At 60.0% G+C, this 16,697-nt stretch carries 16 protein-coding genes and 1 pseudogene; 11 read left to right on the top strand and 6 right to left on the bottom strand.

Going from position 1 to position 16,697, the window contains the following annotated elements; translation table 11 throughout:
- The 4 genes and pseudogenes from F8N12_RS24500 to arfB all read left to right on the top strand — a co-directional run.
- A pseudogene (locus tag F8N12_RS24500) lies at positions 1–295 on the top strand (23S rRNA pseudouridylate synthase B); the annotation flags it as partial.
- 501 nt (positions 296–796) lie between these two features.
- Entirely contained in the window at positions 797–1,138 is a 342-nt protein-coding gene (locus F8N12_RS24495; RefSeq protein WP_150582676.1) for a hypothetical protein, read from the top strand.
- A gap of 34 nt (positions 1,139–1,172) precedes the next feature.
- Positions 1,173–2,594 (top strand): amino acid permease, encoded by a 1,422-nt coding sequence (locus F8N12_RS24490; RefSeq protein WP_150582675.1) that lies wholly within the window; start codon positions 1,173–1,175, stop codon positions 2,592–2,594.
- 215 nt (positions 2,595–2,809) lie between these two features.
- The gene (gene arfB, locus F8N12_RS24485; protein WP_150582674.1) at positions 2,810–3,223 is read left to right on the top strand and encodes an alternative ribosome rescue aminoacyl-tRNA hydrolase ArfB; all 414 of its coding nucleotides are present in this window, start codon (positions 2,810–2,812) and stop codon (positions 3,221–3,223) included.
- Here arfB and F8N12_RS24480 read toward each other — a convergent pair.
- The 6 genes from F8N12_RS24480 to phhA all read right to left on the bottom strand — a co-directional run bounded on the left by F8N12_RS24480 (position 3,220) and on the right by phhA (position 7,566).
- Entirely contained in the window at positions 3,220–4,419 is a 1,200-nt protein-coding gene (locus F8N12_RS24480; RefSeq protein WP_150582673.1) for an MFS transporter, read from the bottom strand. The two genes, arfB and F8N12_RS24480, sit on opposite strands and share 4 nt — an antisense overlap.
- A gap of 103 nt (positions 4,420–4,522) precedes the next feature.
- Complete coding sequence (locus F8N12_RS24475; protein ID WP_150582672.1) at positions 4,523–4,705, bottom strand: hypothetical protein; 183 nt, start codon at positions 4,703–4,705, stop codon at positions 4,523–4,525.
- A gap of 72 nt (positions 4,706–4,777) precedes the next feature.
- A complete protein-coding gene (locus tag F8N12_RS28070; protein WP_010461912.1) occupies positions 4,778–4,909 on the bottom strand; it encodes a hypothetical protein in 132 nt (43 codons plus the stop codon).
- 242 nt (positions 4,910–5,151) lie between these two features.
- Positions 5,152–6,348, bottom strand: coding sequence for an amino acid aminotransferase (locus F8N12_RS24470; protein ID WP_150582671.1), 1,197 nt, complete (start codon positions 6,346–6,348; stop codon positions 5,152–5,154).
- Entirely contained in the window at positions 6,348–6,704 is a 357-nt protein-coding gene (locus F8N12_RS24465) for a 4a-hydroxytetrahydrobiopterin dehydratase (RefSeq protein ID WP_028621818.1), read from the bottom strand. Before F8N12_RS24465 ends, F8N12_RS24470 begins: the two co-directional genes overlap by 1 nt.
- Positions 6,705–6,774: 70 nt before the next feature.
- On the bottom strand, positions 6,775–7,566 hold the full coding sequence (gene phhA, locus F8N12_RS24460) for a phenylalanine 4-monooxygenase (protein ID WP_150582670.1): 792 nt from the start codon (positions 7,564–7,566) through the stop codon (positions 6,775–6,777).
- Positions 7,567–7,941: 375 nt separating this feature from the next.
- Here phhA and F8N12_RS24455 point away from each other — a divergent pair, with 375 nt between their 5' ends.
- The 7 genes from F8N12_RS24455 to flgK all read left to right on the top strand — a co-directional run bounded on the left by F8N12_RS24455 (position 7,942) and on the right by flgK (position 16,688).
- Positions 7,942–9,501: a sigma-54-dependent transcriptional regulator gene (locus F8N12_RS24455; RefSeq protein WP_150582669.1), complete on the top strand. Its 1,560-nt coding sequence runs from the start codon at positions 7,942–7,944 to the stop codon at positions 9,499–9,501.
- 367 nt (positions 9,502–9,868) lie between these two features.
- The gene (locus tag F8N12_RS24450; protein WP_150582668.1) at positions 9,869–10,606 is read left to right on the top strand and encodes a flagellar basal body rod protein FlgF; all 738 of its coding nucleotides are present in this window, start codon (positions 9,869–9,871) and stop codon (positions 10,604–10,606) included.
- Positions 10,607–10,654: 48 nt separating this feature from the next.
- Complete coding sequence (gene flgG / locus F8N12_RS24445; protein WP_150582667.1) at positions 10,655–11,440, top strand: flagellar basal-body rod protein FlgG; 786 nt, start codon at positions 10,655–10,657, stop codon at positions 11,438–11,440.
- A 51-nt stretch (positions 11,441–11,491) separates the two neighbouring features.
- Positions 11,492–12,187: a flagellar basal body L-ring protein FlgH gene (gene flgH / locus F8N12_RS24440; RefSeq protein WP_150582666.1), complete on the top strand. Its 696-nt coding sequence runs from the start codon at positions 11,492–11,494 to the stop codon at positions 12,185–12,187.
- A gap of 42 nt (positions 12,188–12,229) precedes the next feature.
- A complete protein-coding gene (locus tag F8N12_RS24435; RefSeq protein ID WP_150582678.1) occupies positions 12,230–13,303 on the top strand; it encodes a flagellar basal body P-ring protein FlgI in 1,074 nt (357 codons plus the stop codon).
- Positions 13,304–13,314: 11 nt separating this feature from the next.
- Positions 13,315–14,604, top strand: coding sequence for a flagellar assembly peptidoglycan hydrolase FlgJ (flgJ, locus tag F8N12_RS24430; RefSeq protein WP_150582665.1), 1,290 nt, complete (start codon positions 13,315–13,317; stop codon positions 14,602–14,604).
- A 23-nt stretch (positions 14,605–14,627) separates the two neighbouring features.
- On the top strand, positions 14,628–16,688 hold the full coding sequence (gene flgK, locus F8N12_RS24425; RefSeq protein ID WP_150582664.1) for a flagellar hook-associated protein FlgK: 2,061 nt from the start codon (positions 14,628–14,630) through the stop codon (positions 16,686–16,688).
- Positions 16,689–16,697: the final 9 nt, after the last annotated feature.

The following is a 16,697-nucleotide window of genomic DNA, read 5'->3' as shown; positions in this document are numbered from 1 at the left end:
CGGTGAGCGTGGCCCACGTACTCCGCGTCCGGCCAACGGTCGCACGGAACGTGGCGAAGGTCGCGGTGCCCCAAGTGGTGGCCGTAGCGATCGCGGCGCGCCAGCAGGCCGTAGTGATTCCAGTCGAGGTACGCCGGTTGCAGATCGTCCTGCCGACACCAAGCGCCCGGCCAAGCCGGCGCCGAAGCGTCCAGGGATCAAACTGGTCGACGGTGACAAGCCATCGGGCAAACGCCGCGGCGCACCGGCCGGTTCCGGCCAGCGCCCAGGCTTTGGTCGTCGCAAGCCTGAGTGATGCCTCGGTAAGCTTCAAGCGACAAGCTGCAAGTGAAAACGCCATCCCTCTCGGGATGGCGTTTTTTTTGGTCTGGCTTCAAGGGGCTGGCGACTGTTCGAGCCTCTTCGCGAGCAGGCTCGCGTCCACCGGTTGGGGGGCGTGAGTGATATCCGGTTCACCCGGATCACTGTGGGAGCGAGCCTGCTCGCGATAGCATCAGTTGCAGCTACATCGGTTCAGAAATGGAAATCCATCTTTACGCCTTGTAACGAAAACATGACGAAGCAGGACGGTTTAGCGGAGAAAATATTCACCCGCCTGCCACTGTAAAAAAATACTGCCACACGATCATGCTTCCGACCCTGTTCCCCCATCGGCGCCCGCTTGTTTGAAAGTCCCATCAACGATCAGATGCGCCCCATACCTGCCGTGCAGGTGCATAACAACAAGGAGGCGCAATGAACGCCGTGTTCTCTATCCACTTCCTCCCGTGGGGCAGTTTTTTCATGGTCCCCGCCCATGACCCGCAAAGGTCTGACTCAGTATTTGCAGCCGCCCGACACCTTCGAGGCGGACACAGGCAATCCCGGCATCCAGCCCACTGATCCAGCGGTGTCTGGCAGCAGGGGGTTAGCGGTGTACAATGCGCCGCGTTTTACCTGTGACCTCCTGCGCAAATGCGCAATTTCAAGGCTATCCGCCTTGTTCACTCCGCCGCGCCACAAGCGTGTCGGGTTCGATTTCGTCACAGATAAAAACAAACAGGTGACGCATGACCTTTGTAAATACGCTGAACTCCTGGTGCCTGCGCTGGGGTTTGATCGGCGCTGCTTGAGATCGCAACCGAGCAGCGACGTCTAGTGAACATCATCAAACCTTGCGTGAGACCCTTTTCATGAGTGGACAAAACTCGCATTCAGGCGAGCTGAAACGCGGCCTGAAGAATCGTCATATTCAACTGATCGCCCTCGGTGGCGCGATCGGTACCGGCCTGTTCCTGGGCTCGGCCGGGGTGCTGAAATCCGCCGGCCCGTCGATGATCCTCGGCTACGCCATCTGCGGCTTCATCGCGTTCATGATCATGCGCCAGCTCGGCGAAATGATCGTCGAGGAACCGGTCGCCGGTTCCTTCAGCCACTTCGCGCACAAGTACTGGGGCGGATTCGCCGGGTTCCTCTCTGGCTGGAACTGCTGGATTCTGTACATCCTGGTGGGCATGTCGGAGCTGACCGCGGTTGGCAAATACATTCATTACTGGGCACCGGATATCCCGACCTGGGTATCAGCAGCCGGTTTCTTTGTGCTGATCAACCTGATCAATCTGGCCAACGTCAAAGTCTTCGGTGAGGCCGAGTTCTGGTTCGCGATCATCAAGGTTGTGGCGATCGTTGGCATGATTGCCCTTGGCAGCTATTTGCTGGTCAGCGGCAACGGCGGCCCACAAGCTTCAGTGAGCAACCTGTGGTCGCACGGCGGTTTCTTTCCGAACGGGGTCAGCGGACTGGTGATGGCCATGGCGATCATCATGTTCTCCTTCGGCGGTCTGGAAATGCTCGGCTTCACTGCAGCGGAAGCCGACAAGCCGAGAACCGTGATCCCGAAAGCCATCAACCAGGTGATCTACCGGATCCTGATTTTCTACATTGGCGCGCTGGTCATCCTGCTGTCGCTGACGCCATGGGACAGCCTGCTGGCCACTCTGAACGCGTCCGGCGACTCCTACAGTGGCAGCCCGTTCGTTCAGGTGTTCTCGATGCTCGGCAGCAACACCGCGGCACATATCCTCAATTTTGTCGTGCTGACTGCGGCATTGTCCGTGTACAACAGCGGCACTTACTGCAACAGCCGCATGCTGCTGGGCATGGCCGAGCAGGGCGATGCGCCGAAAGCGCTGGCGAAGATCGACAAGCGCGGCGTGCCGGTTCGCTCGATTCTGGCATCGGCAGCGGTGACGCTGATCGCCGTGTTGCTCAACTACCTGATCCCGCACAGTGCGCTGGAGTTGTTGATGTCGCTGGTGGTGGCCACGCTGGTGATCAACTGGGCGATGATCAGTTTCTCGCATTTCAAGTTCCGCCAGCACATGAACCAGACCGGGCAGACGCCGCTGTTCAAGGCACTGTGGTATCCGTATGGCAACTACGTTTGCCTGGCGTTCGTGGTGTTCATTCTCGGTGTCATGCTGTTGATCCCGGGTATCCAGATCTCGGTTTACGCGATCCCGGTGTGGATTGCGTTTATGTGGCTGTGCTTCGGCATCAAGAACAGGCGCAGTGCGCAGCAGGCGTTGCAACCAGCCGGTTCCGGTGTGAAATAACGCAGGGCGCAGAAACAACCAACCCGGCCTTGTGCCGGGTTTTTTGCGCGTACTGCAACCCCTGTGGGAGCGAGCCTGCTGGCGAAGGTGATCTACCTGTCGACTGCAGATTCACTGACACACCGCTTTCGCGAGCAGGCTCGCTCCCACATTGGTCCGCATGTACCCTCAGGCTATTCAGGTATCCTGAACATTCTGATTACGGACGCTTTTCCATGCTGGTGATTTCCAACAATGTGCACCTTCCCGATGCCGAGATCGAGCTGACCGCCATCCGTGCCCAGGGCGCAGGCGGGCAGAACGTCAACAAGGTCTCCAGCGCCGTGCACTTGCGCTTCGACATTCCCGCGTCGTCGCTGCCCGATTTCTATAAGGAGCGACTGCTGGCATTGCGCGACAGCCGGATTACCAGCGAAGGCGTGTTAATCATCAAGGCCCAGCAGTACCGCACGCAGGAGGCCAATCGCGCCGATGCGCTGGCGCGTCTGACCGAGTTGATCCTCAGCGCCACCAAGGTCGAGAAAAAACGCCGCCCGACCAAACCGACGCTGGGTTCGAAAAAGCGTCGGCTCGAATCCAAGACCAAACGTGGCAGCATCAAGGCCGGCCGCGGCAAGGTGGATTTCTAACGCGCGTCGCGCTCTTCTCGATACCGCGGCGCCTGGCGGTACAGGTAAACACTGAGGACCAGGCCGCTCAAAGCGGCGAGGGCGGCGAACAGGAAGATCGCGGCAAAACCGAAGCCTGCGGCAATCGCACCCGCGAGCGGGCCGGTGATCCCCAGAGACAAGTCGATGAACAGGGAATAAGCACCGACCGCCGCGCCGCGACTGGACGCCGGCACGAGGTTGACCGCTTCCACGCCCAATGCCGGAAATACCAGCGAGAAACCGAATCCGCTCAACGCCGCCCCGGCCAGCGCCCATTGCGCATCCGGCGCCAACCACAGCAGCAACAGGCCCAGGGTCTCTACCGACAGGCAGGCAATCGCCACACGAAAGCCGCCGAGGCGGTTGATCAGGTTGCCAAACAGCAGTCGCGCGCCGATGAAGCTGGCGCCGAACAGGCTCAGGCACAACACCGCGTTGTCCCAGTTCTGCGTCGCGTAATACAACGTGATGAACGTGGCGATGGTGCCGAAGCCGATCGAGCCCAGCGCCAGGCCGCAACCGTGCGGCAGCACGCGCCCGAGCACATGCATGAACGGCAAGCGCTCGCCGGCGACGATCGGCGCGGCGGTTTTTGGCCAGGCCAGTGCCAGGCCCAGCACTGCCAGCAGCACAATGCTCACGCCCATGCTCCACAAACCCCACTGACTGACCAGCAAGACGCCGAGCGGAGCACCGACCGCCAATGCGCCGTAACTGGCGATGCCGTTCCAGGAAATGACTTTGGCGGTGTTCGCCGCGCCGACCCGGCCGATGCCCCAGCCGATCGAGCCGGAGCCGACCAGGCTTTCCGCGCTGCCAAGGACCAGGCGGCCGATCAGCAGACTGACCAGACTCAACATCGGCAGACTCTGCGTCCAAGCGGAAATCAACATGAAGACACCGCTCAAGCCACAGCCGGCGAGGCCATACATCACGGCCAGCTTGCTGCCTTTGTTGTCGATAATTTTTCCCGCATAGGGGCGGCTGAGCAGGGTGGCGAGGTATTGCACGCTGATCACCAGGCCGGCGATGACCGCCCCAAAGCCGAGGTCGTTGTGGACGTAGCCGGGCAGTACCGCCAAGGGGATGCCGATATTCAGGTAGCCGATGAAAGTAAAGAGAACGATGGAAACGACTTGCAGCGTGACCGCCAAGGGGCGCTGGTTTTCAGACATGAGGTAAAGGTCCACGGAGCAGCAGGATAGATAGGCTGCTTATGATAGCGGTGCGAACGGCCGCGGGTCGTGGAAAAGTAAAACTATTTGCCGGACGGGCCTTTCAGGATTTCGCGGGAGCGACGAGGTGGGTGGTGACCAGAGCGGCCAGAGCATTTTCTTCGCTGCCGAAACGGGCGAGCAGGGCGGCTTGTTTTTCGGGGGAAAGGCGGTTCCAGATCTCGATCATCTTCTCGGCGGTGCCGATCAAGGCGCTGGCTTGCTCTTCACTGAATTCGTCAGACATGGGGGCTCGGGTTTCAGGCAGTGTGGAAAGCGCATGTTAGCGCTTTCCACACGGTCTGGCATTGCAGGTGTTTCAGTCTTCGCTGTCGGCCTGGCGGCGTTCAGTGGCTTCTTTCGGCTCGGGCTGTTGGGCGCCGGCTTGCTGCGTGGTCGTCTGCTCAGTTTCGTGCAGGCTTGGGAAGGGGAGATTAGGGATCTCGTGCATTTCGCGCTCCTCGCAAAGTCTGTTGATAGATCTGGTAGATCCGCGCTTTTACAAAGCCTGCGCAGGATACAGCAGGAGAAATGACAAATAGACTTTTATCTCGAATTTCTGCGACCAATGGCCGCACCGCGGAACTTTTACGGTAAACCTGTAGCAGTTGCCGAGCCGGCGAGGCTGCGTCTGGCTCGGGGCAATCGGACGCAGCCTCGCCGGCTCGGTAGCTGTTACAGGGAGCCTGGCAGCTACGGGTTGCACACCTTGGCGATGGCTTCGGCGAGCAGGTCCAGTCGCGTGGCATCTATTCCTGCGACGTTGGCCCGACCCGTGCCCACCATGTAAACGCTGTGGTGATCACGCAGGTTTTTCACCTGGTCCGGCGTCAAGCCGGTGTAGGAGAACATTCCGCGCTGTTCACCAATGTGGGCAAACCGCTCGCGCAAACCGTGCGGTTCCAGTGCTTCGACCAAACCGCTGCGCAACTGGGCAATGCGTAAACGCATGGCTTCCACTTCATCGGCCCAGAGGCTTTTCAGATCGGGATCGCCAAGAATCGTTGCGACGACAGCCGCGCCATGATCCGGCGGCGTCGACCAGAGATTGCGGGCGATGTTGGCCAACTGGCTGCGGATGTCGATCAGCTTGTCGGCGGTTTTCGCGCAGACAATCAACGCGCCGATACGGTCGCGATACAGGCCGAAATTCTTCGAGCAGGAGCTCGTGATCAATACTTCGGGCAGTGCTTGCGCGAACAGGCGTGTGGACCAGGCATCCTGTTCCAGCCCGTCGCCGAAGCCCTGATAAGCGAAATCGATCAGCGGCACCAGATCGCGATTGCGCACTACATCCAGCACCCGACGCCAATCGTCATGGGACAAATCAAAACCGGTTGGGTTGTGACAGCAGGCGTGCAGCAACACGACGTCGCCCTTTGGCGCGTCACCGAGCGCTTCGAGCATCGCTTCGACGTCGAGCCGGTTGTCGCTGCCAACGTACGGGTAGTGGCTGACCTTGACCCCGGCAGTGGCGAAAATGGTTTCGTGAATCGGCCAGGTCGGGTTGCTCAACCAGATGCCCCGGCCTGGCAGGCATTGGGCGATGAAGTCGGCGCTTAAACGCAAAGCGCCGGTGCCGCCCGGAGTCTGCGTAGCGCCGACGCGCTGTTCAGTGATCAACGCCGAATCGGCACCGAGCACCAGGTCATTGATGGCTTTGCCGAACGCTGGCTCGCCATGACCGCCGATGTAGGTCTTGGTGGTCTGACGGTCCACCAGTCGCTGTTCGGCCAGCTTCACCGCCTGCGGGATCGGTGTAAGGCCGAATGAGTCTTTATAGACACCGACGCCGAGGTCGAATTTACCCGGGTTCCGGTCCTGTGCGTAGGCCTCCATGAGGCCCAGAATAGGGTCGCCGGGGACTCGGTCAATGGCGTCGAAATGCATTATTTGCGGCCCTCGGCGTCTTTCGCCACGTCATCAGTGCGTGCAGCCATGATGAAGTCGTTGCGATGCAAGCCCTTGATCGAGTGGCTCCACCAGGTCACGGTGACTTTGCCCCATTCGGTGAGCAGGCCCGGATGGTGACCTTCGGCTTCGGAAATTTCACCGACGGCATTGGTGAACGCCAGCGCGTGTTTGAAATTCTTGAACAGGAAAACCTTTTCCAGCTGCATGACGCCATCGCGGACTTCGATATTCCAGTCCGGGATCTGCTTGATCAATACCGGCAGTTCTTCGTCGCTGACTTGCGGTGCATCGGCGCGGCAGGCTTCGCAGTGGGCTTGGTTCAATGTGGACATGGTCTGTTTCCCGAGTCGATTCTTGTTAGACGTTACTATTTTTCGGCGCGTGCCGCGACTGCCGGGATATTCAGGCAGCCTTGGGCTTCGGCGGAAATTTCGGTGCATGCAAGCCAAGCGTCATGCCTTGCTTGACCATGCTCATGATGTCTTCGTGGGCCAGGTCAAACAGGCGCTTGAGATCGGGCAGGACAAAATACAGTGGCTGCAGGACGTCGATGCGATATGGCGTACGCATGCACTCCAGGGGGTCGAAGGCTTGATGCTCAGGCTCCTCCGACAGGCAGTAAACAGTTTCTTTAGGCGAGGAGAGGATGCCGCCGCCGTAAATGCGCTGCCCCTCTGGCGTGTCCACCAGACCGAATTCAATGGTCATCCAGTAGAGACGCGCCAGATAAACGCGCTCTTCCTTGGATGCCTGGAGGCCAAGTTTGCCGTAGGTGTGGGTAAATTCGGCAAACCATGGGTTGGTCAGCAGCGGGCAGTGGCCGAATATCTCGTGGAAAATGTCTGGCTCTTGCAGGTAATCCAGCTCTTCGCGAGTACGAATAAACGTTGCCACGGGAAACTGCTTGTTGGCGAGCAATTCAAAAAAAGTCTGGAAGGGGATCAATGCCGGCACCCGAGCCACTTGCCAGCCGGTGGTTTCGCCGAGGACTTTATTGATCTCGCCCAGTTGCGGAATACGGTCGTGGGGCAGGCCGAGTTTTTCGATGCCGTCCAGATATTCCTGACACGCACGCCCTTCAATCACCTTCAGTTGACGAGTGATCAGCGTGTTCCACACCGCGTGTTCTTCGGCGGGGTAGTCGATAAAACCTTGCGCATCGGGCTCGCGGGCCACGTATTGCGTCTGCTTCATGCTGCTCTCCTGCTAGGGATATCGTTCTTGTTATGTCCTGCTATGGATTTAGAAGTACCTCATCGGGTGCGGGTCTGCAGCACTTGCAGCGTGCTGCGCGTAGGAGAAATCGCTGAATTATGTAAAGTATTCGTTACGATTCGACGGTGATAGCGCAGGTATTGAGATATTCAGGTTTGAAAAGGTCCGTGCGTGTCACATAATCTTGACAGAGAAATTCGGCCTTTCGCAAAAAATACTGTGGGAGCGGGCTTGCTCGCGAAAGCGGTCTGTCTGAACCATCAGTTTTGAATGCGTCGCCGCTTTCGCGAGCAAGCCCGCTCCCACATGTTTTGCGTGTGGCAATACTTATTTCCCGCTTTTCAGGCGTTTTATATGCGTATCAAAGTTCATTGCCAGAACCGCATCGGCATTCTGCGCGACATTCTCAACCTGCTGGTCGAGTACGGTATCAACGTCGCTCGCGGCGAGGTCGGTGGTGAGCATGGCAACGCGATCTACCTGCATTGCCCGAACCTGATCAATATTCAGTTCCAGGCGCTACGTCCGAAATTCGAATCGATCGGCGGCGTATTCGGCGTCAAGCGCGTAGGCCTGATGCCCAGCGAGCGTCGGCATATGGAGCTGAACGCCTTGCTCGGTGCGCTGGAATTCCCGGTGTTGTCGATCGACATGGGCGGGTCCATCGTGGCGGCCAACCGCGCGGCAGCGCAATTGCTCGGGGTGCGGGTGGACGAGGTGCCGGGGATTCCGCTGGCGCGGTACGCCGAAGATTTCGACCTGCCGGAACTGGTGCGCGCCAACAAATCACGGATCAATGGCATGCGGGTAAAAGTCAGCGGTGACGTGTTTCTCGCCGACATCGCACCGCTGCAATCCGAGCATGACGACAGCGAAGCGATGGCCGGCGCGGTGCTGACCCTGCACCGCGCCGATCGGGTCGGCGAGCGCATCTATAACGTGCGCAAGCAGGAACTGCGCGGCTTCGACAGCATATTCCAAAGCTCCAAGGTGATGGCGGCGGTGGTGCGCGAGGCTCGGCGCATGGCACCGCTGGATGCGCCATTGTTGATAGAAGGCGAAACCGGTACCGGCAAGGAACTGCTGGCGCGCGCCTGTCACCTGGCCAGCCCGCGCGGGCAGTCGCCCCTCATGGCGCTTAACTGCGCGGGGCTGCCGGAATCAATGGCCGAGACTGAGCTGTTCGGCTACGGTCCCGGCGCCTTCGAAGGCGCCCGCGCCGAAGGCAAGCTCGGCCTGCTGGAGCTGACGGCGGGCGGTACGCTGTTTCTCGACGGCGTCGGCGAAATGAGTCCGCGTCTGCAGGTGAAATTGCTGCGCTTTCTGCAGGACGGCTGCTTCCGGCGTGTAGGCAGTGATGAAGAGGTCTATCTGGATGTACGGGTGATCTGCGCGACGCAGGTCGATCTGTCCGAGTTGTGCGCTCGGGGGGAGTTTCGCCAGGATCTCTATCACCGCCTCAACGTGCTCTCATTGCACATCCCGCCGTTGCGCGAATGCCTTGATGGCCTGGCGCCGCTGGTCGATCACTTCCTCGATCAGGCCAGTCGGCAGATCGGTTGCGCACTGCCGAAACTGGCGCCGGCGGCGATGGATCGGCTCAGCCATTACCACTGGCCTGGCAACGTTCGGCAACTGGAGAACGTGCTGTTCCAGGCGGTTTCCCTTTGCGACGGCGGAACGGTAAAGGCAGAACATATTCGTTTGCCGGATTACGGCGCGCGTCAGCCGCTTGGCGATTTTTCTCTGGAGGGCGGGTTGGACGAAATTGTCGGTCGCTTCGAAAAAGCCGTGCTGGAGAGTTTGTATTCAGAGCATCCAAGTAGCCGGCAGCTGGGCAAGCGGTTGGGTGTTTCGCATACGACTATTGCTAACAAGTTGCGTGAACATGCAGTGGGCAAGGACAACAACTGACCCTGCGGCGATGGGGCTTTTGTGGCGAGGGGGCTTGCCCCCGTTGGGTTGCGAAGCAGCCCATAACCAGAAAACGAATACTCCCAAGTAACGCATTGGACGGTTTTGCGGCCGCTTCGCGACCGAACTGGGGCAAGCCCCCTCGCCACAGGGATTCCGTGTTGGCTGCAAACGGTCGGCGCTTGCCGTAAGCGGCATAACACCGCCGGTTTTTCGTCTTCGACGCAATTATCAAAACCCCTCTGCGTCCCCTCAGGCCCCGCGTTTACCGGGCCTTGTGCCGTCAAATAAAAGTTGGTCTGCAAATTGCTTAAGGCTCAGCAGTACAGCAGTGGGCGGCAAACGTCCGGCATGCAGAGGAATGAGTGTGGACAAGTACCTTTATGTGGCAATGACCGGCGCCAGCCAGAATGCACTGGCGCAGAAGGCTCACGCGAACAACCTCGCGAACATCTCCACCAATGGTTTTCAGAAAGACCTGGAGCAGGCGCGTTCGATGCCGGTGTTCGGCGACAGCTTTCCGGCGCGTGCATTTGCGTTGTCGGAACGTCCAGCCACTGATTTCTCTCCGGGTTCCCTGGTGCAGACCGGTCGCGACCTCGATGTCGCCGTGCAGGGCAATGGCTGGCTCGCCGTGCAGAACCCCGACGGCGGCGAAAGCTATGTGCGCACCGGCAGCCTCAACGTCGATGCGCTCGGCGTATTGCGCGCCGGCAATGGCATGCCGGTGATGGGCAACGGCGGGCCGATTTCCGTGCCGCCCGAGCAACAGATCGAAATTGGTGAAGACGGCACCGTCAGCATCCGTGCGATGGGCGAAGGTCCGCGCGTGATGGCGGAAGTCGACCGGATCAAACTGGTCAACCCGGATTTCAGGAACATGACCAAGGGCCTCGACGGCTCGATCCACACCAAGGACGGCCAGCCGGCGCAAGCCGATGCCAACGTCAAGCTGGTGTCCGGATTTCTCGAATCGAGCAACGTCAATGCCGTGGAAGAAATGACCTCGGTGCTGGCGCTGGCGAAGCAGTTCGAACTGCACATCAAGATGATGAACACCGCCAAAGAAGACGACCAGGCCATGGCTCGGGTCTTGCAGATCTAATAATCATCAGAACGTCGCGCCGTAAAACAGGCGCACGAGGAGAATCGAATGCTTCCGGCTCTATGGGTTGCCAAAACAGGTCTGTCCGCCCAGGACACCAACCTGACCACCATTTCCAACAACCTGGCGAACGTGTCGACCACGGGTTTCAAACGTGACCGTGCCGAGTTCCAGGACCTGCTGTACCAGATCAAACGCCAGCCGGGCGCCCAGTCGACCCAGGACAGCGAACTGCCGTCGGGTCTGCAATTGGGTACCGGTGTGCGCATTGTCGGCACGCAGAAAAACTTCAACGCCGGTAGCCTGCAAACTACCGAGCAGCCGTTGGACATGGCCATCGACGGTCGCGGTTTCTTTCAGATTCTGCAGCCGGACGGCACCACGTCCTACACCCGTGACGGTACCTTTCACCTCGATTCCAACGGTCAGATCGTCAACTCCAGCGGCTTCGCTCTGGAACCGGCGATCGTCATTCCGAACGATGCGCAGACCTTCACCGTCGGCAAGGACGGCACTGTCTCCGTGACCGTTGCCGGCAACCCGGCCGCTCAGGTGATCGGCAACCTGCAAACCGCCGACTTCATCAACCCGGCCGGTCTGCAAGCCGTGGGCAACAACCTGTTCCTGGAGACCGCCGCCAGTGGCGCGCCGCAAGTCGGCACGCCGGGCCTGGCAGGTTTCGGTACCACGCTGCAGAACACCCTGGAAACGTCCAACGTCAGCACCGTTGAAGAGATGGTCAACATGATCACCACTCAGCGCGCCTACGAGATGAACTCCAAGGTGATCTCCACCGCCGACCAGATGCTCTCGTTCGTAACGCAGAATCTGTAATCAAGTCCAGAGGCGGCCATGCGGTCGCCAGCAACACCGTGAGGTAGGGTCATGAATCGCTTTGTATCTGTTCTGGCACTGAGTGGGATTACCGCGCTGGCGGGCTGCGTCCAGCCGTCGCCCAAGCCGAATGACCCTTACTACGCCCCGGTGTTGCCGCGCACGCCGCTGCCGGCTGCCGCCAATAACGGCTCGATCTATCAGGCTGGTTTCGAACAGAACCTGTACAGCGACCGCAAAGCGTTCCGGGTCGGTGACATCATCACCATTACCCTGAACGAGCGCACACAGGCCAGCAAGAACGCTAACTCGCAAGTGGCCAAGAACAGCAAGACCGGCATCGGCCTGAGCTCGTTTTTCGGTGGCGGCCTGAGCACCAACAACCCTGTCGGCGGCGGTGATCTGAGCCTCGACGTTGGCTACGAAGGCGATCGCGCGACCAAGGGCGACAGCAAATCTGGCCAGAGCAACAGCCTGACCGGTTCGATCACTGTAACCGTGGCCGATGTGCTGCCCAATGGCATCATCGCGGTGCGCGGCGAGAAGTGGCTGACCCTCAACACCGGCGACGAGCTGGTACGGATTGCCGGGCTGGTCCGGGCTGATGACATTGCCACCGACAACACCGTGTCATCGACCCGTGTCGCCGACGCACGTATCACCTATTCGGGCACCGGTGCCTTTGCCGATGCGAGTCAGCCAGGCTGGTTCGACCGTTTCTTCCTCAGCCCGCTGTTCCCTTTCTAGGTGGCTACGTTGAATCTTAAACACCTGTTGGTGGCCGCTTTGATGATGTCTGCAGCGTTCGGTGCGCAAGCCGAGCGGCTGAAGGACATCGCCAGTATTTCCGGCGTGCGCTCCAACCAATTGATTGGTTACGGCCTGGTGGTTGGGCTCAATGGTACAGGTGACCAGACGACGCAGACGCCGTTCACGTTGCAGACGTTCAACAATATGCTCTCGCAATTCGGTATCAAAGTACCGCCGGGCTCGGGCAACGTGCAGTTGAAGAACGTCGCCGCCGTGTCGATCAGTGCCGATTTGCCGGCGTTCGCCAAGCCAGGTCAGCAGGTCGACATCACTGTCGCATCGATCGGTAACTCCAAGAGCCTGCGCGGCGGCACCTTGCTGCTGACACCGCTCAAGGGTATCGACGGCAACGTGTACGCGATTGCTCAAGGCAACCTGGTCGTCGGTGGTTTTGATGCCGAAGGTCTCGATGGTTCCAAGATCACCGTCAACGTGCCATCGGCCGGCCGCATTCCGGGCGGTGCTTCGGTTGAGCGGGCAGTGCCGAGCGGTTTCAACCAGGGCAATAGCCTGACGCTGAACCTCAACCGCTCCGATTTCACCACCGCCAAGCGCATCGTCGACAAGATCAACGAGTTGCTCGGCCCAGGCGTGGCACAGGCCATCGATGGTGGCTCGATTCGCGTGAGTGCTCCGCTCGATCCGAGCCAGCGTGTCGACTACCTGTCGATCCTCGAAAACCTTGAAGTCGACCCGGGTCAGGCGGTGGCGAAAGTCATCATCAACTCGCGCACCGGCACCATCGTGATCGGCCAGAACGTCAAGGTATCGCCGGCGGCTGTCACTCACGGCAGCCTGACCGTGACCATCACCGAAGACCCGATCGTCAGCCAGCCCGGGCCTCTGTCCAATGGCCAGACGGCCGTGGTACCACGCTCGCGGGTCAACGCGGAGCAGGAAGCCAAGCCGATGTTCAAGTTCGGCCCGGGTACTACCCTCGACGAAATCGTGCGAGCGGTGAACCAGGTCGGCGCAGCGCCGGGTGACTTGATGGCGATTCTCGAAGCGTTGAAACAGGCCGGTGCGTTGCAAGCCGACCTGATCGTGATCTGAGGACGACGACCATGGATATGCGCAAGGGTATGGGCGTCAGCGGCAACGATTCAGGCTCCTACTCGGACCTCAATCGCCTGAACCAGCTCAAGGTCGGCGACAAGAACAGCGATGGCAACATGCGCAAAGTGGCGCAGGAATTCGAGTCGCTGTTTATTGGCGAGATGCTCAAGTCCATGCGTTCGGCCACCGACACCCTGGGCCAGGACAATCCGCTGAATACCGAGGCGGCCAAGCAGTACCAGGAAATGTACGACCAGCAGCTGGCCGTTTCGATGTCCCGCGAAGGCGGCGGCATTGGTCTGGCAGACGTGCTGATGCGGCAGATGTCGAAGAACAAACCACTGGCCCCGGGCGAAGCGGCAACGCTGTCCGCGGCCAAGCAGGAAGCGGCGAAAGCGGCAGCGCATACGCCGATCGCTGCCGGCACCGTCGCCACCGATGGCCCGTTGTCGCGCGTCAACGGCCAGCGTCCGTTGTGGGCTTCGCGTGCCGTCAATGCACCGCAAGCGGCGGGCGAGGGCGGCCATCGCAACGACATGGAATTGATCAATCAGCGTCGCCTGGCCTTGCCACCAAAACTGGCCGATCGCTTGCTCGCCGGTCTGGTGCCGTCGGCCACGGTGAACGCTGCGACCGTCAACAGGACGCCGTTGCCGGAAAGCACCGCAGTAGCAACCGGCGCGGGGGCTTTGTACAACGGCGACTGGCTGGCGAACGCGCAAGCGGCGGCGAATCCCGGCCTGCAGATTCACGGGCGCGCGGTTGCGCAAATTCCCCTGGCGCCGGCGAAGAAAGCATTCAGTTCCTCGGATGAGTTCGTCAATACCATGTTGCCGATGGCCAAGGAAGCGGCCGAGCGCATTGGCGTCGATCCACGTTACCTGGTGGCCCAGGCGGCACTGGAAACCGGTTGGGGAAAATCGGTCATGCGCGCCCAGGACGGCAGCAGCAGCCACAACCTGTTCGGCATCAAGGCCAGCAGCAACTGGAAGGGTGATTCGGCACGCGCCATCACCAGCGAATTCAGGAATGGCGAGATGGTCAAGGAGACGGCGCAGTTCCGCTCTTATGACTCTTACAAGGACAGTTTCCATGACCTGGTAACGCTGCTGCAAAGCAATGATCGCTATCAAGATGTGCTGAAGTCGGCCGATAACCCGGAACAGTTTGTTCGCGAGTTGCAAAAGGCCGGTTACGCAACCGACCCGAATTACGCGAACAAGATTTCGCAGATAGCCAAGCAGATGACGAGTTACCAAAACTACGCTGCAGCGGGCGCTTCAACCACGCCTCTATAGGCACTAGGCATAAGGTCTGAACCATGAGTTTGCTCAACATCGGGATGTCGGGTCTGGCCGCTGGCCAATCCTCATTGATGACAACCGGCAATAACATTGCCAACGTCGACACCGCCGGGTACTCACGCCAGCAGACAGTGCAGGGCACCAAAGCCTCGCAGCAGTACGGCAATGTCTTCATCGGCAGCGGCACGACCCTGGCCGATGTGCGTCGGGTGTACAACAGCTACCTTGATGCACAGCTGCAAACCACGACTTCGTTGAACAGCGATTCGGCAGCCTACCTGAACCAGGTTACGCCGTTGGACAAACTGCTGTCCGACAGCGGCACCGGCCTGAACGGCGCGCTGACCAAATTTTTTGCCTCGGTGCAAAACGTCAACGCCAAACCCGGTGACGACGCCTCCCGCCAGTTGCTTCTGAGCGACGCGCAGGCCTTGAGCAATCGCTTCAACTCGGTTTCTGCGCAGTTGAACGAGCAGAATGCCAACATCAACGGCAACCTGACGAGCATGGCCGATCAGGTCAACAAGCTCGCCGCGACCGTTGCGCAACTCAACCAGAGGATTTCCGAAGTCTCCGGCGCCGGCGGCTCGCCGAACGAGCTGCTCGACGCGCGTAACGAAACCGTGCGCCAGCTGTCGACCTTCACCGGTGCACAGGTCGTGGAACGTGAAGGCAGCCTCGACATTTATCTGGGCAGCGGTCAGCCGCTGGTCATGGGCAATACCGTCAACAAACTGGAGACCGTGCCGAGCAAGGACGATCCGGGTCGCCTCGCGTTGCAGCTCAATCGCGGTTCCAGCAGCGTCGACATCACCTCGATCATGACCGGCGGCGAGATTGGTGGTCTATTACGTTATCGCAGCACCGTGCTCGACCCGGCCATGAACGAATTGGGCCGGGTGGCGTTGGTCGTCGCGGACCAGATGAATTCGATTCAGGCCCAGGGTATCGACAAAAACGGTGACTTCGGTTCGACCCTGTTCAGTGGCATCAACAGTGCCGCACAGATGGCGCAGCGCAGCGTTGCCACCATTGGCAACAGTGTGGGCTCGGGCAACTTCGAGGTCAGCATCGAGGACACCGGCAAGCTGACCCTCAATGATTACAAGGTCACGTTTACCAGCGCGACCGATTACACCGTGCAGCGTCTGCCGGGCAACACGGCGGTAGGTTCTTACAGCACCACGACCACGCCGGCGCCGGTGATCGACGGGTTTTCCCTGAAGCTGGCCGGCGGCAATGCTGCGGCCGGTGACACCTTCAAGATTACCCCGACGCGCAACGCCGCGTCCGCGATCAAGACCGAGATGACCGACTCCAAGCGTCTGGCCATCGCGGCACCGCTGGGTGCGGCGATCGCCGCAGGCGGCAGCGGCACGTTGACGATTCCGGCCAGTGGCCAACCGACCCTGACCACTAAATTCGACATCGACGACGTGGCTATCACCACGGCGATGCAGACCGGCCTGAAAAACTCCACGCCGACCAAGATCGTCTTCGGCGATGTCTCCGCTGACGGCACCACCCAGACCTACCAGTTTCTGGATGCCAAGGGCGGCGTCATCAGCAGCGGCAGCATCAAGCCCGGCCAGAACAACACACTGAGTCTGAATATTCCGCTCAAGGACGCCTCGGGCGCGCCGATGCCTGCACCGCCGGCTGCGCAGTACACCGTGAGCTTCGACATGACCGTCGCGGGTTCACCGGGCAAGGGCACCGCAGTCAATGTTTCACTGGCCCAGCCGGGCACGCTGGACAACCGCAACGGCACTGCATTGGCCGGTCTGCAGACCGCGCAAACCGTGGACACCGGCACTGCCAGCAAAGGTATTTCCCTGACCGATGCCTACGGCAAACTGGTCGAAGGTGTTGGTTCCAAAGCGGCGCAAGGCAAGCTTGATACGGCGGCGACCAGCGCCATTCTGGCCAACGCCAAGGGTGCACGCGATTCGGTATCGGGTGTCGACCTCGATGAGGAAACCGGCAACCTGGTCAAATACCAGCAGTACTACACGGCCTCGTCGCAGATCATCAAAGCCGCGCAAGCCATTTTCAGCACACTGATCAACAGTCTTTAAGGAGTCGTA

Source organism: Pseudomonas fluorescens, from assembly GCF_902497625.1.
Taxonomy (GTDB): domain Bacteria; phylum Pseudomonadota; class Gammaproteobacteria; order Pseudomonadales; family Pseudomonadaceae; genus Aquipseudomonas; species Aquipseudomonas fluorescens_BQ.
This window is presented reverse-complemented; position numbering and strand designations above follow the sequence as displayed.